We start from the raw sequence: 26,851 nt of genomic DNA, 5'->3' as shown, positions 1-26,851 counted from the left end.
AGTGGGAAGGAATGATATCGGAAAAAATCAATATCTCACTGGATCATCCCATCATGAAGGGCCATAAGGTCTTTGGTGAAGCGGTATTGCCCGGTCTTGCTTATATCGATTTGATTTATCAGGTTTTTCAGGAACACGGTTATGTATACAATGAGCTCGAATTGAAGCACGTTACGATTTATCAGCCTTTAACCGTCAGTGAAACGGCTGCAATCATTCTGACCATTCAATGTTCTGATAGCGGAGATGGAAAGTGGCTCATCTCCCTTTCAGGGCAGAAACAGCAAGGTGACGAGCTGTCAGACAATATACAATATGCGACAGCTGAAATGGTGAAAAGAGACGCTGTGACATTTGACGAAACCATTGATTTCGGCGATGTGAAGCAGTCAGGCAGATCTCTGAATCTTGATGACATGTATAACCGATGCCTGGATCATGACTTGGTTCATTCCGGCATGATGAAATCGAACGGACGATTGTACGAAACAGAAGGCGGAATGCTGGCTGAGCTTTCTTGCGAAGAAGGAAAAGATTTCTTTTTATTCCATCCGGCACTTTTGGATGCGAGCGGAATCGGGGCGAGCGGTTTGCTTTCTGAAACAAACCGGCTTCATCTGCCTTTATATTATGAATCGTTCACGGCCGCCGACAGGCTGCAATCTGAGTGCACGGCGCGTATCGCCGCTTCCGGCGTCCGTCAGGAAAAAGAACTCACAACGATGACGATCGAGTACTTCAGCCGATCCGGACAAAAGGTGGCGGAGCTTAAAAACATTACGGGAAAAGCGGTTCGGTTCGAAGAAGACGAGAATACAGCCGAACAGAATCAACAGGCTGCAACTGAGCCGGAAAGCGCAGATGAAAAAGACATCATTCTGTTTTTAAAGAAGCTTTTGGCTGATAAGCTTGGGCAGCCTTGGGAGACGCTGGACGTTCTTGCAGGCTACTATGAGCTTGGGCTGGATTCATCTTCTTTGCTTGAGATTGTACAGGATATCAATAAAAAGACGGGTGCGGACCTCGCGCCCACTCTTCTCTTTGAATATACAAATATAAAAGAACTCGCAGCCTATCTGAAAAAGACCGTTTCATTTGAATGTGCGGAACGTGCAGCCGAACCATCACGGTCTGAAGCTGAAGCGCCGGACGCGCCAGAACATCATAAAAACACCGGAGACATCGCGATTATCGGAATGGCCGGCCGCTATCCGAAAGCGAAAAGTGTGGCGGAGTTTTGGGAAAACCTGAAGGCAGGCACGGATTGCATCACTGAAGTTCCGAAGTCCCGATGGGATTGGAAAACATATAAAAACGTAACGTCCCCGTCAGGAAAAACAGTATCAAAATGGGGCGGTTTCATTGAAGATGCCGACTGCTTCGATCCGCAGTTTTTCAGAATCTCACCGCGTGAGGCGGAAACGATGGACCCGCAGGAGCGCCTGTTTTTAGAAACATGCTGGGAAACGATTGAAGATGCGGGGTATACGCCTGAAACGCTGGGAAATAAAGGGGAGAAACAGCATCCGATCGGCGTATTTGCAGGGGTGATGCATAAAGATTATTCCTTAATCGGCGCAGAACAATTATCTGAGACTGATCCGTTTCCGGTTTCACTGAATTATGCGCAGATCGCCAACAGAGTGTCCTATTATTGTGACTTCCACGGGCCGAGCATCGCGGTGGATACCGTTTGTTCCTCATCATTGACCGCCGTCCATCTGGCCATTGAGAGCATCCGCCGCGGCGAATGTGAGGCCGCGCTTGCGGGAGGGGTGAACTTGTCACTGCACCCGGCGAAATATCTCAGCTACGGAAGCGTGGGCATGCACTCAAGTGACGGCCGCTGCCGTACATTCGGCGAGGGCGGGGACGGCTACGTTTCCGGAGAAGGAGTCGGTGCGGTATTGCTGAAGCCGCTGGAAAAAGCCGAACAAGACGGCGACCGCATTTACGCGGTCATTAAAGGAAGCGCCGTTAACCACGTCGGGAAAGTAAGCGGAATTACCGTCCCGAATCCTGCTGCACAGGCAGAAGTCATTAAGGCCTGTCTGAAAAAAGCAGGTATCAGCCCGCGGACCGTCAGTTATGTGGAAGCCCATGGCACAGGTACTTCGTTAGGAGACCCGATTGAAATTGAAGGTCTGTCAAAAGCGTTCAGCCAAGGGACGCAGGATCAGCAATTTTGTTCCATCGGTTCGGTCAAATCAAATATCGGTCACGCAGAATCAGCGGCGGGGATCAGCGGGTTAACAAAAGCGGCGTTGCAGCTTCATCACAAAACGCTTGTCAAATCACTGCATTCTGCGGAATTAAATCCTTACCTGAAATTTGAGGAATCTCCTTTTTACGTACAGCAGCAGACTGCTCCGTGGAAGCAACCGTCAGCTGAAGAAAACGGTAAAGTCACACATTATCCGCGCAGGGCCGGGCTCAGTTCCTTCGGTGCATCAGGTTCGAATGCCCATATCATTTTAGAAGAATACATTCAGCCTGAACAAAAAGCGCCTGCACCTGAGAACGATGCAGCAAAACTCATCCCGCTGTCAGCAAGAAATAAAGACAGGCTTCTGGCCTATGCGGAAAAACTAGCCCGATCGCTTTCAGAAAAGACGGTGCTGTCTGAACTGGCTTATACAATTCAGACAGGACGTCAAGCAATGGAGGAGAGAGCTGTCTTCCTTGTAAATGACATCCGCGACTTGAAGCAAAAGCTGAATGATTTCGTAAAAGGAAACGAAAACATCCCCGGTTTATGGCGCGGACAAGCTGAGCTGCCGGAGATGAGCGAAGCCGCTCCTGAGACGGATGATCCGATACGGCTTGCCGAGGTATGGGCAGAAGGGAAAACAGTAGATTGGAATAAGCTGTACGGTTCGGATAAACCGCGTAAAACAAGCGTTCCGACTTATCCGTTTGCAAAAGAACGCTATTGGATTCCGAAGCAGAAAAAACAGGAGAAAAGCCCGTCAGGCACAGTGCTGCATCCGCTTTTACAAGAAAATACGTCAGATTTTTCGCAGCAGCGCTTCACGTCTCTTTTTACGGGAGATGAATTTTTCCTATCTGACCATGTCGTCAACGGACAAAAAATACTGCCGGGCGTCGCCTATTTGGAAATGGCCGCAGAGGCGGTCAAAAAGGCTGCTGCCGTGACGGAAAAAGACCATAGCGTCACACTCAGGCAGGTTGTTTGGGTCCGGCCGGTCATGATTGAAGACAAACCGAAGGAAATACATATTGCCCTTTACCCAGAAGATAATGGTGAGATTACCTATGAAATATACAGTGAGGCAGAAAACGGCGAAGATCCGGTTATTCACAGCCAGGGTGAAGCGGTCATTACCGAACCGGGAAGCGCCCAGATTGATATCGAGTCTGTCAAAACTTCCTGCAATTTAGGAATTGTGACTGCGGAAGAATGTTACGGTGCTTTTGAGAAGATCGGTCTGGATTACGGAGAGGCATACAGGGGCGTACAGCAATTGCTGATCGGAGAAGACCGATTATTGGCCCGTATTTCACTCCCAGCAGCTGTACATGACAAAAAAGAACAGTATACGCTTCACCCGAGTATGATGGACGCCGCTTTTCACGCATCCGTCGGTCTGCTTGTCCGATCGATACATGACGATGCAGACAGCCACGAGCTTTCTTTGCCGTTTGCGATGCAGGAAGTGGAAGTGTTCGGGCCGTGTCCTGAACATATCTGGTCATATATCCGGTACACAGAAGGCAGCAAAGCAGATGACAACGTAAGAAAATTTGACATTGATATGTGCGATGATGCCGGTACAGTTTATGTCCGGATGAAAGGCGCGTCCGTCCGGGCGCTTGACACAGGCCAAACAGCGGGCGGAGAAACCTCGGAGGCGCCTGTCGGCCATACAATGCTGATTCCGGCTTGGGAGCCTGTTGCGCTTGAAAAAGCCGGGGAAGCAGCGGTGGATAAGCAGACGGCAGTATTCGGCGGAACGGATTCGAGACATACGCGCATAAAAGAACACCTGCCGAACGCTTCCTATTATCCGATCAGAGGTACGGATGATATCACATCTCTTACGCACATGCTTGAAGGACAAAAAGAACTGGAGCAAATCATTTGGCTTGCTCCGCAGGCTGAGAGTGCGGACAGCCTCAAAGAACAGGAAAGAAACGTTCTTCATGTGTTCAAGCTGATGAAAGCATTACTTGCCTTAGGGTACGGAGAAAAACGTTTGGACTGGTGCATCGTCACAGCAAATGCCCAGCCGTTTTCGGATCAAGACAGCGCCGACCCGTCACAAGCCGCAGTCAGCGGACTTGCCGGAACAATGGCGAAAGAATATCCGCACTGGCATATCCGCATGATTGACACAGAAACGGACGGCAGCTGGCCGATCGAAGAGGCGCTCAGTCTTTCTGCCGGGAAAAACGGTCAAATTTGGGCGTACCGCAATCAGCAGCTGTTTGAGCGGCAGCTGATACCGCTTGACAATATGCCGAAAAACGGCACGCTGTACCAAACAGGCGGGGTTTATGCCGTGATCGGAGGCGCGGGGTATCTTGGCGAGGCATGGAGTGAATACATGATCCGCCGCTACAAAGCACGCATCATTTGGATCGGAAGAAGCACACTGAATGATTCCATACAGGCGAAACTCGACCGGCTCAGCGCATTCGGCCCGGCGCCTGAATATGTTTCCGCCGATGCCGCCGACAGTGCTTCCTTAGAGAGGGCTTATCAGTTCATAAAAGAGCGCCACACAAAAATGAACGGAATCATCCACTCGGCAATGGATCTGTCTGAGCAAAGCTTAAATAATATGAAGACAGAAGAGTTCAAATCGGTGCTGCGGGCAAAAGCCGATGTAAGTGTGTCCATGGCGGAGGTATTTGGACGGGAGCCGCTTGACTTTGCGCTCTTCTTCTCCTCGCTTGTGGCATTTATCCATAACGTGAAACAAAGCCATTATGCCGCAGGATGCGCTTTCAGTGACGCATTTGCGAAAGAACTTGATCAGACATGGAATTGTCCGGTCAAAGTGATGAATTGGGGCTATTGGGGCAACAGCGAAGCGGCTGAAGACGGCGACTTTATTCAGCTGATGGATCAGATCGGATTGGGATTAATCGAACCGGACGCTGCAATGGAGGCGCTTGAAACCCTTATGACGCTGCCGGTTGATCAGGCGGCTTTCATTCATACGACAAAACCGGTCGCAGTCGAAGGGATGAATGAAAGAGAAAAGATTTCCGTTTATCCGCCTCAGCCGCTTGTCTTTTCACAACAGCCGAAGGTCGCTCCGCCCGGCGCACGTCTTGTTAGAGAGGCTGAACATCAGGAGCTTGATGATTTTCTGTATCAGCTGTTGATCGCCCAGCTTAAAGAAGCAGACTTGCTGACGCCGCAAAGCCTTAAAGCGTATGAGCCCGAACATGAATACTTTAAAAAATGGCTCAATCAAACGATCGCTTTCCTTCTGGAACATGGCTATCTGGAAGGGAATGCGGATTCATATAAACTGTCGGCGCGAGCCGAAAACACAACCGCCGCGCTATGGCAAAAATGGGAGCGGGAAAAAGAGGAATGGCTCAATAACGCCGATACAAAAGCGATGACTGTTTTAGCCGAGACGATGCTTAAAGCACTGCCGGACATTCTGCGCGAAGACGTGCCGGCGACAGACATCATGTTCCCGCACTCTTCAATGGAACTTGTTGAAGGAATTTATAAGCACAATCAAGTCGCGGATTACTTTAACAGCGCCCTGTCAGATACATTAACGGCTTATGTGAAAGAAAACATCAGCAAACATTCAAAAGCCGAGATCCGCATACTGGAAATCGGAGCGGGCACAGGCGGCACAAGCGCAGGCATATTTGAAAAGCTTAGGCCGTATCAAAACCATATAAAAGAATACTGTTACACCGATGTATCGAAAGCTTTTCTCGTGCATGCGGAGACGGAATACGGCAAACGGAATCCTTATCTGACGTATAAGCTTTTTAACGCAGAAGCGCCGCTTGCCGGCCAGGACATAGAGCCGGGCGCATACGACATCGTCGTTGCGGCCAATGTGCTCCACGCGACGAAAGACATCCGCCAGACGCTGAGAAACGCCAAAGCCGTTTTAAAAGACAACGGTTTGCTGCTCTTAAATGAAATGGCGGGAAACAGCCTGTTCCCGCATATTACTTTCGGACTGCTTGAAGGCTGGTGGCTGCATGAAGATTCTGCCCTTCGTATTCCGGGGTGCCCGGGCTTGTATCCGGAAAGCTGGAAACGCGTGTTAGAAAGTGAAGGCTGGCATTCTGTCTTCTTCCCGGCAGAAGCGGCACATGAATTAAGCCATCAGATTATAGCGGCAAAAAGCAACGGCATTGTTCGCCAAAAAACGCTTAAAGCAGGGGCCGGAAAACGGACCGCTCCGCCAAAAGCAGTACATGCGCCGGAACTTCAGGCGCAAACAACGGTGCAAAAAGGCGACACGTCTTTAACAGAAAAAAGCACCGAGTACTTGAAAACGTTAATCGGAGAAACATTAAAAATTCCGCCGGCTCAAATTGATCCGAAAGCGCCGCTTGAAAAATACGGAATTGATTCTATCGTCGTCGTACAGCTGACAAACGCGTTACGAAATGTATTGGACCAAGTCAGCAGCACTTTATTTTTTGAATATCAGACGATTGAGGCGCTCGTCGCTCACTTAATCAAGACGAAAAAAGACGCGATGATCAAACTGACGGGACAAACGCCTGTTCAGGAAGAACGGAAGGCATCACTAGAACCGCAGGCTGTACAGCCTGCTAAGCCGCTTCGCACTGACTGGCGGCGGAGGGAAAAACGGGCAGCCAAAGAGACCGTCCGGCAAAGTTCGGTTCGCGACGTGGCCATCATCGGTGTTTCAGGACGCTACCCGCAGGCAAAAACAGCGGCTGAGCTTTGGGCTAATATTAAAAAAGGAAAAAACTGCATAGAAGAAATCCCGCGGGAACGCTGGAACTGGCAGGATTACTACGATGAAGAGAAAGGTAAAGAAGGCTCTATTTATACGAAATGGGGCGGCTTCATTGAGGATATGGACAAGTTTGATCCGCTGTTCTTTCAGATTTCTCCTTTGGAAGCGGAGCGAATGGACCCGCAGGAGCGATTATTTTTAGAAACGGTGTATGCGAGTATCGAGGATGCCGGCTATACGCCTGACAACCTGTGCCAAAGCAGAAAAATCGGTGTTTTTGCCGGCGCGATGAACAAAAACTACCCGACAGGCTACGGCTATTGGTCCATTGCCAACAGGGTATCTTACCTTTTTGATTTCCAAGGGCCGAGCATTGCCGTTGATACAGCCTGCTCTTCTTCTTTGACGGCCATTCATCTGGCGCTTGAGAGCATATACAGCGGTTCAAGCGAATGTGCGATTGCCGGGGGCGTAAACATAGTGACCGACCCGATCCATTATATGAATCTGTCAGTCATGAACATGCTTTCCGCAGGCGACACGTGCAAATCGTTCGGAGACCGCGCGGATGGTTTTGTCGACGGAGAAGGGGTAGGAGCGGTCGTATTAAAGCCGTTGGACCGAGCGATTGCCGACAACGATCACATTTACGGTGTGATTAAAGGAAGCACCATTAACAGCGGAGGCAAAACGAACGGATACACCGTTCCGAATCCGAATGCGCAGGCCGCCTTAATAAAAGAAGCTTTCGAAAGGGCAAACGTCCCGGCGCGCACCGTCAGTTATATTGAAGCCCACGGTACGGGGACCGCATTAGGAGATCCGATTGAAATCGCCGGATTAACGAAAGCATTTGAAGAGGATACAACAGACAAACAGTTTTGCGCCATCGGCTCCGCAAAATCAAATATCGGTCATTGTGAAAGCGCCGCGGGCATTGCGGGTCTGACAAAAATACTATTCCAGCTCAAAGACCGCCAAATTGCGCCGTCCCTGCACGCGGAACAGCTGAATCCGAATATTGATTTCGCGTATACGCCGTTTGCCGTTCAGCAGGAGCTCGGTGAGTGGAAACGTCCCGTCATCGGCGGCAAAGAGCTTCCGAGAAGGGCGGGGTTAAGCAGCTTCGGCGCGGGAGGAGCAAACGCCCACCTCGTCATAGAAGAATATACGGCAGACAAAGAGCCTGATGAGATGCCGGCAGATCAGCCCGCCATCATCGTCCTGTCCGCGAAAAACAGCGAACGGCTCACTGAAAAAGCAAAACAGCTCAGAGACGCCATCCGTGAAAAAAGATACAGCGGCAGCGACCTTATGAGCATAGCCTTTACTCTTCAGACTGGCCGGGTGCCGATGGAAGAGCGTCTCGGTTTTATCGTCCATTCACTTCATGAACTTGAGGAAAAACTGAATGGATTTATCGCCGGACAAAACAGCGCCGGACTGCACCGTGACGGCACGGAAGAAAACAAACGGATGCTTGCCGTATTTTCGGCGGATGATGATCTGGAAACAATCATAGACGCTTGGATCAGCAAACGGAAATATTCTAAGCTGCTTGAGCTTTGGGTAAAAGGATTGGACATCGATTGGGCGAAATTATACGGAGACCGTCCTCCGGCCCGCATCAGCCTGCCTGCTTATCCGTTTGCGAAAGAACGCTTCTGGCATCAGCAGCCTGTACAAAGCAAGGCAGCGCCCGTTAACGCGCCGGCTGATGAAAGTGATCCGGCGGAACAATTTGAAGTAATGGCTTTTAGAGAAGTTCTTAAAGAACAGGCTCTGCCGGCAGCCGGAGAAAAGAGAATCAAAACGGTGATTTCTTTCTTATCTGATCAGAAGAAGCAGCAGGAAGCCGTCTCTGTGATCAAATCGTATGACAGTGGCATTGACGTTATTTTTATCGCTCAGGGAGACCGGTATGAGGCTCTGTCCGCCGGCCGCTGCCAAGTGGTGCGGGAAGATCCGCAATCATATGTGAACGCTTTTGCGGATATTCAAAAAGAGTACGGTGAAGCTTCTGCCATTTGGTATTTATGGGCGCTTGAAGATAAAAGCTGCATCGAAGATTATTCATGTATCGTCCATATTCTCAAAGCAATGGCTGAGACCGATCTGCAGCCGGAAAGGCTGTTATTGGCGGGGGAATATGCATCCGGTCTGGAAAGGTGCTACTTGGAATCATGGATCGGCTTTGAGCGTTCGCTCGGCATTGTTCTCCCGAAAACAAGTGTTACCGGCCACTTCAGAAAAGCCGGTGCGGCCATAACGGACTGGATGAGAACCATTTGGGACGAGCTGAAAGCTGAAACAGACCAAACCGTTTTCTTGGAAGAGGGAAAACGATATGTCTATCACACCGAACCAACCGGACTAACGAAAGAAAACGGCAGGATCAGAACCGGCGGAACATATCTCATTACAGGCGGATTAGGAGGGCTCGGCTACTTATTTGCCCGCCATCTCGCCCGGAACTACCAGGCAAATGTCATTCTCACGGGGCGGTCGCCGATCAATGAAGAAAAGAAAGAAAAAATGAAAGACCTGGAAAATCTCGGCGCAGGTGTTCTTTACGCCGAAGCCGATGTTTGTGATCCGATCGGAATGGGCGACTGCATCAAGCGCGCGAAAGAACGATTCGGAGCCATTCACGGCGTCATTCATGCGGCCGGCATCGAAAGCAGAACATCCGTCTTTGAAAATGAAATCGGGAATTTCCGCAGTACGCTTGAACCGAAAATAAACGGAAGCCTGCTTCTTGACGAGTGGCTGAAAAACGAAACGCCTGATTTCATCTGCTACTTTTCATCCACATCGGCTGTTTTAGGAGATTTCGGCTGCTGTGATTATGCGGTCGCGAACAGGTTCCAAATGGCGTATGCCAACTATAAAAACGAACAATCAGAAAGCGGAAACGCTTTTGTCATCAACTGGCCGGTCTGGAAAAACGGCGGAATGGCCGTCGGCGGTGAAGAGACGACGGGCATGTACCTGAAATCAAGCGGCCAGCGCCTGTTAGAAACAGATGAAGGCATTGAGCTATTTGAGCGCGTCATTTCTCAAGACAACACCCAGTGCCTTGTCATTGCCGGCGAAAGAAGCCGTGCCGAACGATTTTTAGGCATACGGCGGGACGATTCATCAAAACCGGATGCGCTTTTGGAAACCGTGAGCCGCCGCATCCCGGAAGAAAGCGCAGAAAAACGGCTCGAAGCGGATTTGAAAGAGCTGATACACAGTCTGCTGAAAATATCGAAAGATAAACTCGTCCTGCATAAAAACTGGGCGGAATTCGGATTTGATTCCATCTATTTAGCCAAATTTGCCGCTCTTTTGACGAGTCATTACGGCATTGAAGTCACTCCGGCGTTATTTTACAGCTATGCCACGCTCGGAGACGTCATCAGCTATTACTTGACAGAACACAAAGAAACGATCGAAACGTTTTACAGAACGGAAGAAACCGAAACAGAAGCCGCCGCTCCGGATAACAAGGAGTATACGGATCAGGAGATCATCGCCATGATGAAACAGGTCTCTGAGGGGACATTAGATTTTAAAAGAGTGCAAGACATCATAGAAGGGAGTAAGACCTATGAATCATAAAGAACTTCTCGATGCCTACAGATCAGGAACGCTCACCATCGCTGAAGTAGAACAAAAGCTTCAGGCTTTCAAGCGGACAACTGCAAAACGTCCGCTTTCTGAAGGCCAGAAAGGTTTGTGGATGCTTCAGAAAATGTTTCCGGAGATGAGCGCATATAACATTCCGTTATGCTTTCGTTTTCAAAAGCTGGATATCGAGACATTCAAAAACGCCCTTTTGTCCGTGCAGCGCCAGCACCCTATTTTGACCAGTGTGATAAAAGAGGAAAACGGCCTTCCGTATCAGATAGAAGATACGGATCGGCATTTTTCGATTGAAGAAATGGATCTTTCTGAATTAAGCGGGCGTGATGCGCTTACGTTTATTAAAGAAAAAGCAAAAGAACCGTTCTCGCTTGAAACCGGGCCGCTCCTGCGTGTTCAAGTATTCCGGCGGGCGAAGCGGGAGCCGATTGTGTTAATCACCATTCACCATATCATTTTTGACGGCGTCTCTCTTATGACGTTTATGTCGGCGCTGCTGGACGCTTATGTAAAAGCAAGCGAAGGCAAAGAACCTGTCATGCTTCAGCAGGCCGCAGATTATCATGACTTTGTGAAATGGGAAAAAGAGCTGCTGGAAAGCGAAGCGGGAAAAGCGCATCTCTCTTATTGGAAAAAGCAGCTGGAAGGACCGCTGCCGGTGCTTGAGCTTCCGTCGGATTATCCGAGATCATCGGTTCAAACTTGCAAAGGGCAGGCGTATCAGCGCTTGCTTCCTGATGAACTGAACCGGCAGATTAAAGTTTGCGCCCAAAAAAATAATGTCAATGAATCCGTTGTGTATCTCGCTATTTTCAAAGGACTGCTTTATCAATATACGAATCAGGAAGATGTCATCGTCGGCATGCCGACGATGGGGCGTTCTGAGGCTCAATTTGAGTCTGTCATCGGATACTTTATTAATATGATCGCGGTCAGAAGCAGGGAGACGGGCGCCAAATCTTTTACGTCGTTTTTGAAGGAGCTGCAGCTGACACTGGCAGAAGGGCTGTACCATGCCGCGTATCCGTTTCCCGCGCTTGTCAAAGAATTGAAGACGGAACGCTCGCCTGCGGTTTCGCCTGTTTTTCAAACCGCGTTTTTCTATCAAAACTTCTTCCGGACAGAAGGAGCGGAAAAGCTGGCGGAACTATATCAATCACTCGGCATTGAAATGATAGAAGACATTCATCAGGAAGGCGAATTTGAGCTTGCGCTTGAAGTCTATAAAAAAGAAACGGGAACCGTCCTGCAATTTCTGTACAACCCGGATGTCTACAGCCCTTCTTTCATCGAACGAATGGCGGAGCATTATATGAAACTGGCAGAAAAGGTGCTTTCTGATCCGGAGATCGCTTTTGAAGCCTGTTCCGGCCTGCTCAATCAAAAACGGGATGAAAGCCGTTCATCCCATCAGCCGAATGAGCGCTGCATTCATGAAGTGTTTGCGGAAAAAGCCGGACGCCACCCTGACAGAGAAGCCGTCACATTCGGTGAAAACAGTCTTACATATCGCGAATTAGATGAACGAAGCACGGCGCTCGCTGTGTACCTGCAAGAAAAGGGCGTCACACCGGAATGCCCGGTCGGCATTTGTACGAAGCGTTCTTTTGAGATGGTCATCGGCATCCTCGCCATTTTAAAAGCGGGAGGCGCGTATGTACCGCTGGACCCGGCTTTTCCAAACGAACGGATGGCCCACGTGTTGACTGACAGCGGCGTGTCAATCGTATTAACACAGGAAAAGACGCGCGGCATGATTGAACAGTTGGCCATCGGCGGTGTGAGCACGGTGGAAATTGAAAACAGCGGACGTTCTGTCAGCGGGGCAAAACTGACGCCGCGTTCAAAACCGCATCATCTCGCTTATATTCTATATACGTCCGGAAGCACGGGAAAACCGAAAGGCGTCATGGTTGAGCACAGAGCCATCATGAATACGCTGCAGTTTTTGGAAGCTGAGTATCCGGTCGCACAAGAGGATGCCTATTTGTTAAAAACGAATTACGTATTTGACGTTTCGATTTCTGAATTATTCGGCTGGTTTATCGGAAACGGACGGCTTGTCATTTTGCCGCCTGGTGCAGAAAAAAATCCGCAGCTTTGCATGGAATATATCCAAACCCACCAGGTCACGCATCTGAATTTTGCGCCCGCCGTGTTTAATGTATTTCTGGAAACGGTAAAGCGGCATACGGCATTTACAGAAGACGGCCCTGTGAAATATGTGATGGTGGCCGGAGAGGCGTTTCCGAAAGATTTAGTTAAAAAGTCAGTTTCCATCTTCAAACATGCCAGAATTGAAAATATATACGGCCCGACGGAAACATCCATTTATGCCGCTTACTACAGCTGCGGCCAAAAGGAAATCACAAGCAGGAATACGCCGATCGGGAAACCGATTCACAATACGCGGCTTTATATCGTCGATGAAAAGCTCAGCCCCGTCCCTGACGGTGTGGCCGGGGAGCTTTGCGTGGCCGGCGCCGGTCTGGCCAGAGGCTATTACAATCAGCCTGAGCTGACGGCGGCATCATTTATTGATAATCCGTTTAGTGAAGGAGAAAAACTTTACAAGACAGGTGATTTGGCCAGATGGCTGCCTGACGGAAATATAGAATATGCCGGCCGGATTGACAGTCAGGTGAAAATTCGCGGCTTCCGCATCGAATTGGGAGCGATTGAAACGAAATTGAGCGAACATCCGGATATCCTTGACCAGGCGGTTGTGGTTCAGGAAAAGAACGGACATAAAAAGCTGATTGCTTATTATACGGCCCGCTCCGGTCATACGGCAGACGAAAAAGCGCTCCGCAACCATCTTTTATCGAGTCTGCCGGATTATATGGCGCCTGCCCATTTTATCCGTCTGGATGCGCTGCCGTTAACACCGAGCGGAAAAGTGAACCGCAAAGACCTAAAACAGCGCAAGGTAATCGTTCACCGGTCTGAAAAGACGGGCAGACTGCCGTTATCAGAAGCGGAAGCGAAAGTGACCGCAATATGGGAAGACCTGCTGAATACGGCGGGCATCAAAATCGAAGACGGCTTTTTCGATGTGGGAGGCGACTCGCTTCTGGCTGTTGCGGCGGCAGAACGCATTAAACAGGAGCTTGAATGCGATTTTACCGTCACGGATTTATTCGAACACTCTACCATTCAGGCGATCAGCCGATTTATTGTTGAAACAAAACAGGCGGCTGAATCAGAGGCGTCCTGCCAAGATGAGAGAGAAAGAGAACAAACACCGCAAAACGGGGTGCCGTCTTACTTTGATGACAGTGTGGCGATAGTGGGGATCTCCTGCCAGTTCCCCGGCGCGAAAAATCATCATGAGTTTTGGAAGCAGTTAAGAGAAGGAAAGGAAAGCGTCCGGTTCTACTCGGAAGAAGAACTTCGGGAAGCCGGCGTGCCTGAAGATTTGATCGAAAATCCCGACTATGTGCCGGCATTATCGACGATAGAAGGAAAAGATCTCTTTGACCCTGAGTTCTTTCACATTTCTCCGAAAGACGCAGAATTTATGGATCCTCAGCTTCGGCTTCTGCTGCTTCATTCTTGGAAAGCCGTCGAGGACGCGGGATATGTATCGAAAGAGATTCCGAAGACAAGCGTTTATATGTCGGCAAGCAATAATTCGTATCGGTCGCTTTTGCCGGAAAAAACGACAGAAGGCCATGAATCTCCCGACGGCTATGTGTCATGGGTGTTAGCGCAGAGCGGCACGATTCCGACGATGGTTTCCCATAAGCTCGGATTAAAAGGGCCAAGCTATTTCGTTCATTCCAATTGCTCATCATCATTAGTCGGTCTTTATTCAGCCTACAAAAGCATAACGAGCGGAGAATCGGAATACGCGCTCGTCGGCGGAGCAACTCTGCATGCAGCGAGCAGCATCGGCTATGTGCACCAAAACGGATTGAATTTTTCAAGCGACGGGCATGTCAAAGCATTTGACGCTTCAGCCGACGGTATGGCGGGCGGAGAAGGAGCGGCCGTCATTCTGCTGAAAAAGGCGTCACAAGCCGTTCAGGACGGAGATCACATATACGCCATGCTCAGAGGCATCGGTCTGAACAATGACGGAGCGGATAAAGTCGGTTTTTACGCACCAAGTGTAAAAGGTCAGACTGACGTCATCCAGCATGTTTTAGACAGCACGAATATTCACCCGGAGACGATTTCCTATATCGAAGCGCACGGCACAGGAACGACATTGGGTGATCCGATTGAAATGTCCGCGCTGCAGCAAGTGTATAAACGTTACACGGACCGGGAGCAGTATTGCGGGATCGGCTCCGTAAAAACGAATATCGGACATTTGGATACAGCAGCAGGTCTGGCCGGGTGCGTCAAAGTCGCCATGAGTTTATATCATCGGGAGCTGGCGCCTACCATTAATTACACGTCACCGAATCCGAATATCAAATTCAGCGGTTCGCCGTTTTATGTGGCGGATAAGAGAAAACCGCTGCCGGAGAGAGAGACGCCGCACCGCGCAGCGTTAAGCTCATTCGGACTCGGAGGAACAAACGCACACGCCATTTTTGAACAGTATGAAAACAAAACGATCAGCGGATCAAATGACGGACAGCCGCCTTATATCGTTCCGCTGTCAGCGAGAAATAAGCAGCGTCTTACTGCCTATGCATCTTGTTTATCCGGCTTTCTGGATGAAGCCGAAAACGATGTTTCCTTGCATGATCTGGCATTTACGTATCAGACCGGACGTGAAGCGATGGAAGAGAGAGCCGTTTTTATCAGTCATGATCGTCACGATTTGAATCGTCAGCTGCAGGATTTCATCAACGGCAATGACCAAAACATCTTACGGGGCGAAAAAGTGAGAAGCAGAGAAGTGTCAGCTCAGGAGATGGAAGAGCTTGCGGCATGTCAGACACGGGATGAAAAGCTGAAAGCACTCGCGGCGCTCTGGGTTGAAGGAGCGCGTGTCGATTGGGGCTTATTGTATCCGGATTCCGCGCCGCAAAGAATCAGTGCGCCGACCTACCCGTTCGCAGAGGAGCGCTTCTGGCCGGAGGAAACGGTGAAGCAAACGGATACCAAACTTTTGCATCCGCTGGTACATCAGAATACATCCGTCTTGCAGGAGCAGCGGTTCAGTTCGGAATTCACGGGAAAAGAGTATTTTATTGCTGAGCATATCATTAAAGGAATGGCGATCGTGCCGGCTGCCGTTACCCTTGAGATGGCACGGGCCGCGGCGGAGAAAAGCATCGGCGGGGCAACAGAGGAATCTCTGGGCCTGCGCTTAAAGAATATTGTATGGGTCCGTCCGGTGATAGCCGATCAGGAGGCTGTCCGTGTCCATATCGGACTTTATGAAGAAGAGGACGGACAGATTCATTACAGAATGTACGGGGGTAACGATTCTATCGGTGAAGAAGCTCCTCTTTATAATCAGGGCATCGCTGAAATCATCCGGAAGGAACCGGAGGAAGCGGCGGATATTGAGCAGCTGAAGCGCCGGTGCACGCAGGGAACAATCGAATCTCAAGCGTTTTACAAAGGAATGATCGGCGCTGATTACGGGCCCGGATACAAAGGGGTGCAGCTTGTATACAAAGGCGAAGGCCGGCTGCTTGCTAAATTGAAGCTTCCTGAATCCGTCTCTCATACAAAAGCTGATTATATCCTTCATCCGAGTATGATGGACGGTGCGCTTCAGGCCGCCGAATATTTGCAAAACGTGACGAGAGCGCTGCTTGCAGAAAGCGGGGAACCATTCAAAGCCGCATTGCCGTTTGCTTTAGAGGAGCTGGACGTTCTGAATCCGTGCGCTGATGATATGTGGGTGCACGTCACATTCAGTGCGAACAATAAAGCCGGCGATCCTATCCAAAAAGCCGATATTGATTTATATGACAATAACGGCGGGCTTTGTGTGCGGATGAGAGGTTTCTCAACGCGGATCATGGAAGAAAACGCGGGTGCCGGCGTTTCGGTCAGCCGTACGGACACATTGCTCGCTGAACCGATCTGGAAAGAGCAGACGGAACCGGCGGACCACGAGCCAACGTATGAAGAGCATATTATTTTCCTTTGTGAGTACGATGAAGCCGTAAAACAGGCCGTGGAAGCAAAGCTTGAACATGCAAGCGTCATTATCTTGGACGATCGTCCCGCATCTATTGCAGAGCGGTATCATTCTTATGCGGGCCAGCTGTTTGACCATATCAAAACCATAATGAAAAGCAAGCCGAAGGGCAGCGTTCTTTTTCAGGCTGTTACGCGGTCAGCAGGCTTACAGCAGGTGTTCTCAGGCATTACCGGCCTCTTAAAAACCGCATGCCTTGAACATTCCAAGCTGATCTGTCAAATGATCGAAGCCGAAGAGAAAGAAAGTGCTGAAGGCATAGCGGAAAAAGCGTTCGAAAACCGTATGCATGCCGAAAGCGTCCATGTGAAATATGAAAACGGCAAGCGCTTTGCCGCTGATTGGGGAGAGATGGATATTTCTCAAGCGGAGCCGGACATTCCGTGGAAAGACGAAGGTGTTTATCTCATTACAGGAGGTGCCGGAGGTTTAGGTCTGATCTTTGCAAAAGAGATCGCAAACCGTACAAAAGACGCCGTCATCATACTAACCGGCCGATCCGTTCTCAGAGAAAAGCAGAAAGACATGCTGGAAACAGTACGTGCTGCCGGCGCTTCTGTTTTCTATGAGCAGACCGATGTCACGGACGAAGCAGAAGTATACCGATTGATCCGCAATATCCGCAAACGGCATGGCAAGCTGGACGGGATTGTTCACAGTGCCGGCATTATAAAAGACAACTACATGGTGAAGAAGACGGCAGAGGAATACCAACACGTTCTCGCTCCGAAAGTGAAGGGCCTTGTGTATCTTGATGAAGCGTCACAACATGAGAAATTAGATGTCTTTATTGTCTTTTCATCCTTATCAGGTGTGCTTGGAAGCGTCGGCCAGGCTGATTATGCGTCTGCAAATGTCTTTATGGAGATGTATGCCGAGTACCGCCGTTCTTTACAAGCCGCAGGACAAAGATACGGAAAGACGCTTTCTGTCAGCTGGCCGTTATGGAAAGAAGGCGGAATGCAGGCAGGAAAGCAGACGGAAGATATGCTGATGCAGGAGGCGGGAATCGCACCGCTCGGCACAGATGCCGGCATCAAGGCTTTATATCAAGGCTTGATGAGCGGGACAGCCCGGATGACGGTTGTTGAAGGAGATGTGAAACACATGAAAGCAAAACTGTTCCGCAAAGAGAATGATCATCCGGAAGCAGAGACCGGCGTACGTCATGACATTGATGCTGACAGCCTGCTTGAAAAAGTGAAGCATCTGTTAAAACAGCAGACGGCCTCACTGTTAAAAGTAAACATTGACAAAATTGATCCTCATGAAGAAATGACAAAATACGGGCTGGATTCTATCTCGATGACTGAGTTTACGAACCAGTTAAACAAAACGTACCGGCTTACGTTAACGCCGACGATTTTCTTTGATCATCCGACAATCCATGAATTTGCCGTTCATTTAATCAGTGAATACGAAGAGGAATTTGCCGGACGGTTTGCGGTAAATACAAAAACGGTTCAATCGGCAAGACCGGTAAAAGAGACTCAAATCACGCGCCCGGCCGTTAAGCGACGCCGCACTCTGCCTGAGACACTTCCGCAGACAGTGCAGCGGGGCCAAGGGCCGGAACCGATCGCAATCGTAGGCATCAGCGGGATTTTCCCGATGGCAGAAGACATTGAAGCTTACTGGCAGAACCTGAAAGAAGGCAAAGACTGCATGACCGAGATTCCGAAAGACCGCTGGGACTGGCGGGACTATTACGGGGATCCCGCAAAAGAAGCCAATAAAACAAACGTCAACCAAGGCGGGTTTATTGACGGGATTGCTGAATTTGATCCATTATTTTTCGGGATTTCACCCCGGGAAGCGGAGCAAATGGACCCTCAGCAGCGCCTCTTGCTGACGTATGCGTGGAAAGCGATCGAAGATGCCGGGTATGCGTCAAAGAGTCTCTCAGGCACAAAGACAGGTGTGTTTATCGGGACCGGAAATACCGGCTACGGTTCGCTTTTAGCCAAGACCGATGCGGCGATTGAAGGGTCATCCGCGGCGAATACAAGTCCGTCTGTCGGACCGAACCGTGTCAGCTATACGCTCAATCTGCACGGGCCGAGCGAACCGATTGATACCGCCTGCTCAAGCTCGCTCGTTGCCATACACCATGCCGTTTCTTCAATTGAAGAAGGAACGTGCGACATGGCTTTGGCGGGAGGAATCAATACGATTGTTCTTCCGGATGTGTATATCAGTTTTGACAAAGCGGGCGCGCTGAGTAAAGAAGGAAGATGCAAAACGTTCTCTGATCAGGCTGACGGTTTTGCCCATGGTGAAGGAGCCGGTCTCTTTTTCCTCAAAAAGCTGAAAGCCGCTGAGGCGGATGGGGACCATATTTACGGCGTCATTAAAGGAAGCGCGGTGAATCACGGCGGCCGCGCGGCATCTTTAACAACGCCTAACCCGAAACAACAGGCGGAAGTCATTAAAGCCGCATACAAAAAAGCGGGCATTGATCCGAAAACAGTCTCTTATATCGAAGCGCACGGCACCGGAACAGAACTGGGAGATCCCGTTGAAATTAACGGCCTGAAACAAGCGTTCAGCTCGTTTGCAGACGGAAAAGAGAAAGCGGCCGGCTATTGCGGCTTAGGGTCGGTCAAAACGAATATCGGCCATTTATCCCTTGCCGCGGGAGCAGCGGGCATTATTAAAATTTTGCTGCAGATGAAGCATCGGACACTAGTAAAAAGTCTCCACTGTGAGACGGTAAATCCGTACATTCAGCTTGAAGACAGCCCGTTTTATCTGGTGCGGGAGACAATGGAATGGAAGACGCAGACGGACGAACGCGGAAACGAACAGCCTCGCCGCGCGGGCATCAGCTCATTCGGCATCGGAGGCGTGAATGCCCACGTCGTCATCGAAGAATACATTCCAGAAGACAGAGAGGAAGCAGATGATTTTCATATCGACCCATGTCTTTTCGTTCTGTCCGCCAAAAATGAAAAACGCCTGAAAGAGCAGGCAAAACAGCTGAAACGTGCGCTTACTGAAAAACGGTACGATCAATCCTCCCTCGTTTCTATGGCATATACCCTCCAAATCGGAAGGGACGCCATGGAAGAACGCCTGGCGGTTATTGCCGGATCTGCAGAAGAACTGCAGGAAAAACTGTCACAGTTTATCACTGGAGATAAGCACGCGGACTTGTACAGAGGAAGAATAGACAAAGGCACGCTGCAAATGCTGACGGAAGATGAAGAAATTCAAGAAGCCGTTGAAAAATGGATGGCACGCGGCAAATACGCGAAGCTGCTTGAATTATGGGTCAAAGGGCTGAACGTCGATTGGGCGAAGCTGTATGGAGACCGTCCGCCTAAACGCATGAGCCTGCCGTCGTATCCTTTTGCAAAAGACCGCTATTGGGCGGCAAAAAGCACCGGAAAACACGAAAAAACAAGCACTGTATCTGCGGGAAAACAAGACACGCTTCATCCGCTTCTGCACAGAAATACTTCAAACCTTGCAGAACAGCGGTTCAGTTCAATCTATACAGGAAAAGAATTTTACCTTGCGGACCATGTTATAAAAGGCGTACCGATTTTACCGGGAGTGGCACATCTTGAAATGGCGCGCGCAGCAATGGAACAGGCATCTGAAGTTCCGGCCGGACAAGGAAGCGTCAAGCTTAAGAATACGGTTTGGGTGCGGCCGATCACCATTGAGGACGAGCCGGTTCATGTCAACATCCGTCTCATTCCTGAAACGGCAAATGACGTTCAATTCGACATTTACAGCGGCCGGGAAACAGATCAGCCGTCCGTTTACAGCCAAGGGGCAGTATCAGTCCGCCCTGACGCCGAGGCTCCGGTCATTGATCTCCAAAAGCTGAGATCACAATCCGCCGAGACACCGTTTTCTGCAGATGAAGTGTACGATATGTACCGCAAAATCGGTTTTGATTACGGCCCGGCTTTCCGGGGTGTCAAAGCGATTTATACAGGTAGTGATTTCGTATTGGGCAGACTGTCACTTGATGCGGCTTGTGCGGACACGGTACAGGAGTATGTCATGCATCCGGGCTTAATGGACTCTGCATTGCAGGCATCAAGCATATTAACCGGAACAAATGATGAGAAACTGATGCTTCCGTTTGCGGTTCAGGAGCTTGAAGTATTCAGCGCATGCGCTGCCGAGATGTGGGTTTACGCCAGACTTTCTGAAGACCACAAAGCCGGCCAGATTGAAAAACGCGATCTTGATATTTGTGATGAAAACGGCAAGGTTTGCGTAAGACTGAAAGGTTTGTCATTCAGAATGGCTGAAAAAGAACCTGAGAAAAAAGAAAAAGCTCCGGAAACGCTCATGCTTGAGCCGGTATGGACCCGAAGTGATGAAACCGCCGTTCAAACGGAACCGGTTTTTGCCCGGCATATCGTGTTGCTTTGTGACACAGACGCCGGATTGAAACAAGCCGTTGAAGCCGCGGGAGCTGAATGTATTGAAATGACCTCCCAGCACGGGAAAGCGGCGGCGCGCTTCCGTGATTATACAGGACGGATATTGGAGACGCTGCAAAAACTGCTGAAGGAAGAGACGGATGGAGACGTCCTCATCCAGACGGTTCTCTCTAAAACAGATAAGCATCAGCTGCTCTCAGGCATTTCAGCTTTGTTAAAAACAGCCGGCCTGGAACATAAAAAACTGAAAACCCAGCTGATTGAAATAGAACCGGCGGAAAACGGCAGAATCACAGACATCATCAGAGAAAATAAAACACGGGCTGATGACAGCCATATCAAATATGAAAACGGCATCCGATACAGCGCAGATGTCAAAGAAACGGCCGTGTCCGGCGGCAAAATACGCATTCCGTGGAACGACGGAGGCATATATCTCATTACCGGAGGAGCCGGGGGCTTAGGCTTTATTTTCGCGAAAGAAATCGCCCGCAAAGTCAAAGAGCCGACACTGGTTTTGACAGGCCGTTCCGCATTAAGCGAGAATCAGCGGATGCAGCTGCAATCGCTTGAATCACTCGGAGCAAAAGCGGAATACAAGCAGGCTGACGTAACAAACGCTCAAACTGCGGCAGACCTGGTCAAAACAATTGAGACGGAATATGGCGGCCTTCACGGCATCATTCATAGCGCGGGTGTGATGAAAGATCAGTATATCGCAAAGAAAACAACCGAAGAGTTTTACAGTGTATTGGCTCCTAAAACGGACGGATTTGTCAACCTTGATGAAGCAACCGAGCATTTAGCGCTGGACTTTTTCATCGTTTTCTCATCCATTTCCGGCGTCACCGGGAATGCGGGACAGGCGGATTATGCGGCGGCAAACGCATTTATGGACAGCTATGCGGCATACCGCAACGCACTGGTTACCGCAATGTACCGCCACGGTCACACATTGTCGGTCAATTGGCCGCTTTGGAAAAACGGCGGAATGCAAGTCAATGAAGAAATGGCGAAGCTCACCGAAAAAAGAACCGGCGTAACGCCGATGCGCACTGAGACCGGAATAGAAGCTCTTTACAAAGCATGGAGCATGGGGAAAACAAGCGTGCTCGTCATGGAAGGAAACCGCGCCGTAATGCGGGAAAAGCTGCTTCAAAAGACTCCTGCAGCCGCTTTTGCACCGGTTAAGAAAACAGATGAAACGCCTGCGCCGAAAGACCTGACGGCAAAACTTCAGGAATTGCTGGCAAAAGAGGTTTCCGGGCTTCTGAAAATAAACATTGAAGAAATCGATATCGAATTGGAGTTTAATCAATACGGATTTGATTCCATTACGCTGACGGAATTCGCCAACAAGCTGAATGACACTTATCAGCTTGATCTGACACCGACCGTATTTTTTGAATATGCGACGATTCAAGCCTTGGCGCATCATTTAGCAGAAGACTATCAAACACAATTTGCCGGCAGCACACAGCCGAAAGAAGAAAAACAAAGCGGTGTAACAGATGATGGCGGCATCAGACTGGCGGGGAACAAACGATTTGCAAAAACTGCCGTACAGCCTGTTCAGACGGCGGCTGAACATAAACCGGAACCGATCGCCATTGTCGGCATGAGCGGAGTGTTTCCGAAGGCCGCAAATATTGATGAGTATTGGCGCAACTTAGAAGAGGGAAAAGATTGTATAACAGAGGTGCCGGCGGATCGCTGGGACTGGCGTGAGTATTACGGTGACCCGCTTAATGAAGCCAACAAAACAAATGTAAAGTGGGGCGGATTTATCGACGGAGTTGCGGATTTTGATCCGCTGTTCTTCGGAATTTCACCGCTGGAAGCCGAACAGATGGATCCCCAGCAGCGCTTGTTAATGATGTATGCGTGGAAGGCGATAGAAGATGCGGGATATTCCGCTAAAAGCCTTTCCGGCACGAAAACAGGCCTGTATATCGGCACGGGGAATACCGGATACGGCTCACTGTTTTCCGACCTGGATATCGGCGGTGCGTCAGCTGCAAATATGAGTCCGTCAGCGGGGCCGAACCGCGTCAGCTATATGCTTAATCTGCATGGTCCGAGTGAACCGATCGACACGGCTTGTTCCAGCTCGCTGGTCGCGATTCATCACGCCGTATGCGCCATTGAAAACGGGAACTGCGATATGGCGATCGCCGGCGGCGTGAATACCGTCGTCACACCGCAAGGCCACATCGCTTATGACAAAGCCGGCGCTCTGAGTAAAGAAGGGAAATGTAAAACATTCTCCGACAGGGCGGACGGATTTGCCGTCAGTGAAGGTGCCGGAATTCTGTTTTTGAAAAAGCTGTCAGAAGCGGAAAAAGCGGGCGATCATATTTACGGTGTCATTAAAGGCAGCGCGGTCAATCACGGCGGACGTGCGAACTCCTTGACGACGCCGAATCCGAAAGCCCAGGCGGAAGTCGTCAGAACGGCTTATGACAAAGCAGGCGTTGATCCGAGAACAGTCACTTATATTGAAGCGCACGGAACCGGAACGGAGCTTGGCGATCCGGTCGAAATCAACGGCCTGAAATCCGCCTTTCAAAAGCTGTACGAAAAAACAGGCGATCCCGCCGTTTACGCGAGTCACTGCGGTCTGGGATCGGCCAAAACCAATATCGGCCACCTGTCACTGGCAGCCGGTGTCGCGGGTGTGATCAAAGTGCTGATGCAGATGAAGCATAAAACACTTGCAAAAAGCCTCCACAGCGAGGTCATCAACCCGTATATCAAGCTGAAAGACAGTCCGTTTTACATCGTACAGGAAAAAAGAGAATGGACGGCATTGAAAGACGAAAACGGCAATCATCTGCCGCGCCGTGCGGGAATCAGTTCTTTCGGCATCGGCGGCGTAAACGCCCATGTCGTCATTGAAGAATATATCCCGAAGGAAGAAAGGAAAACTGCTGTTTTCACACACCCTCAAATCTTTGTGCTGTCGGCCAAAGAAGAAGAGCGTCTGCAGGAACAGGCGCAGCAGCTGGCGCAAGCTTCTTTTACGGATGCGGATCTTGCCGATGTTGCTTACACGCTTCAGCAGGGGCGTGATGCCATGGAAGAAAGAGCGGCCATTATCGCTTCCTCGGCCGAAGAACTTCGGGACAAGCTAAAGAGCTGTGCGAAAGGACGTTATGATATAGCGGGCATTTATAAAGGAAAAGCGGGTAAAACCTCCCTGAAATCCATTCTGGCAGGTGCAAACGGCGAGGCGGATATCGAAGAGCTGATAAGCCGCCGAGAGAATGACAAGCTTGCGGAATTATGGGTGCAGGGCGCGGATATCAAATGGGACGGCCTATATTCTGATATCAAGCCTCAACGGATGAGTCTTCCTGCTTACCCGTTTGCGAAAGAGCGGTACTGGATCACGGACAATCGGCCGAAAGCAGAGAAACCGCAAGCTGTGCCGACGTCGCGGGTACTGCACCCGCTGCTTCACGAAAATGTATCAGATTTAACAGAGCAGCGGTACCGATCCGAATTTACGGGACAAGAGACGATTTTCACCGATCATCTTATTAAGGGCAAGCCGGTTATGCCGGGCGTTGCCTACTTGGAAATGGCTAGGGCGGCGGTTGCTCAGGCAGTCAAAGGGCAAAAGGAACGTCCATCTGTCACCCGCCTGAAAAACATCGTTTGGGTTCGGCCGATCGAAGCGGGAAACCGCCCGATTGAAGCGCAGATCAGCCTGAACCCGAGGGAAAACGGTGAAATCGTGTATGACATTTACACGGATTCACAAACAGAAGCAAGCGGCAGGCAGATACACTGTCAGGGCGCTGCCGGCATTCTCAGCGCCGGGGAGGCTCCGCACCGTGATATAGGCGCACTGAAAGCTCAATGCGGCCTCAGTATACTGACTTCTGAACAGTGTTACGGCTTATTCAGCAAAATCGGCATTGACTACGGTCCCGGACAACAAGGAATTCAGCAGATTCATATCGGAAGCAATCAAGCGTTGGCTGAGCTCCGGCTGCCTTCCTTCCTCGAAGAAACGGCAGATCAATACGTTCTTCACCCGTGTATGCTTGATTCAGCTTTGCAAGCGACAATCGGTCTGAAGCTGCACGCCGATGATAACCAGCTGTCACTGCCGTTCGCCCTTGAAGAACTGGACATTTTCAGCCCGTGCACGACAAGCATGTGGGCGTATGTCAGCTCCCGGGGAACGGATGAAAAAATACAGCGTATGGACATTGACTTATGTGATGAGACAGGCCGGGTCTGTGTCAGAATTAAAGGGATTTCTTCCAGAATGATGGAAGGCCCCGCGCCGGAAACATCATTAAATGGAGCAAACCTTCTGGCTCCGGTGTGGGATCTCGCGGAATTCCGTGATCAAAGCCCGGCATATAAGACGGAAGAGGTTGTCTTTATCGCGGGGGATGAGGAAAGCGCGGCTTTTCAATTGCATCATCCTTCTGCGAAACGGCTTCATATCAACCCGGAGGATGAAATAGAGGCTGTTGCGGCTGAACTGAAAGCAACAGGGTCTTTCGGGCATATCGTATGGATCGCTCCTTTTCACAGCGCTGATGACATGGTAAAAGCTCAGGATGCGGGCGTCATCCAGATGTACAGAGTGATTAAGGCCATGCTTGCTTTAGGATATGGAGGCAAGCGAATCAGCTTGACTGCAGTCACAATAAAAACACAGTCCGTACAGCCGGCGGACATTATTGATCCGGCTCATGCAGGCATTCACGGTTTGGTCGGCTCGCTCGCAAAAGAGTATCCGAACTGGCAAACAAGGCTGATTGATGCCGGCTGTCCGGAAGACGTTTCAAAGGCGGAGCTGTTCTCAGCGCCGTTTGATGAGCAAGGCAATACATGGGCGTACCGGAACAATCACTGGTACAAACAGCGCCTCATTCCTGTACAGCAGCCGGTGTCAAGCCGGCCCGCCTACCAAAAAGGCGGCGTTTATGTCGTCATCGGCGGTGCGGGGGGCATCGGCGAGGCATGGAGCGAATATGCCGTGAAAACGTATCAGGCGCGAGTCGTTTGGATCGGCAGACGAAAACATAACAGCGCCATCCAGGAAAAAATCGACAGACTCAGCCAATTCGGCCCGGCGCCGATTTATATTGAAGCTGACGCGGCAAATCCGAATGAGCTCACACGGGCGTATGAAACGATCAAACGCACGCACCCGCAAATTAACGGAATTATCCATTCCGCAATTGTTTTAGAGGATCAGAGCCTGGCAAATATGCCGGAAAGCCGTTTGAAAAGCGTGCTCGCTGCGAAAGTCAATGTCAGCGTGAATATGGCCCGCGTGTTCCGAAATGAGCCGCTGGACTTTGCTTTGTTCTTCTCATCTGTTCAATCATTTGCACGAGCGGCCGGACAAAGCAATTATGCTGCCGGATGCAGTTTCAAAGATGCCTTTGCCGCTCATTTGGCTCAAGTTCGGCCGTATTCGGCGGCAGTGATGAATTGGAGCTACTGGGGCAGTGTCGGAATCGTATCATCTGCCGACTATCAAGAACGGATGAAACAGGCGGGAGTCGGATCAATTGAAGCGCCGGAAGCAATGGCGGCGCTTGAACGATTGCTCGGCGGCCCGTTGAATCAGTTCGTCATGATGAAACAGGCGGAAGAGCCGGAGGAAAAACCGGAAGAAATGATAGAAGTATACCCTGAACATCACGGCTCGGCGATGCAAAAACTGCGAAGCTATCAGCCTAAAGTAACAAGACATGTACAACAATTGAGTTAAGGAGGGGACGGCT

The 26,851-nt window shown here is 50.2% G+C and carries 2 protein-coding genes; both read left to right on the top strand.

The genetic code is table 11. The annotated features are described in order from the left end of the window. Positions 1–11: 11 nt before the first annotated feature. Entirely contained in the window at positions 12–10,547 is a 10,536-nt protein-coding gene (locus BZ167_RS00790; RefSeq protein WP_061046772.1) for a type I polyketide synthase, read from the top strand. Then, positions 10,537–26,838, top strand: coding sequence for a non-ribosomal peptide synthetase (locus BZ167_RS00785; protein ID WP_077391910.1), 16,302 nt, complete (start codon positions 10,537–10,539; stop codon positions 26,836–26,838). The genes BZ167_RS00790 and BZ167_RS00785 overlap by 11 nt, the downstream gene beginning before the upstream one ends. Positions 26,839–26,851: the final 13 nt, after the last annotated feature.

Source organism: Bacillus sp. 275 (genome assembly GCF_001999205.1).
Lineage (GTDB): Bacteria > Bacillota > Bacilli > Bacillales > Bacillaceae > Bacillus > Bacillus velezensis.
The sequence above is the reverse complement of the archived record's forward strand: the minus strand, read 5'-3'. Positions and strand labels throughout refer to the sequence as shown.

Coding starts and splice junctions, on each gene's coding strand:
- BZ167_RS00790 (WP_061046772.1), top strand. CDS start 12: ATGATATCGGAAAAAATCAATATCTCACTGGATCATCCCATCATGAAG.
- BZ167_RS00785 (WP_077391910.1), top strand. CDS start 10,537: ATGAATCATAAAGAACTTCTCGATGCCTACAGATCAGGAACGCTCACC.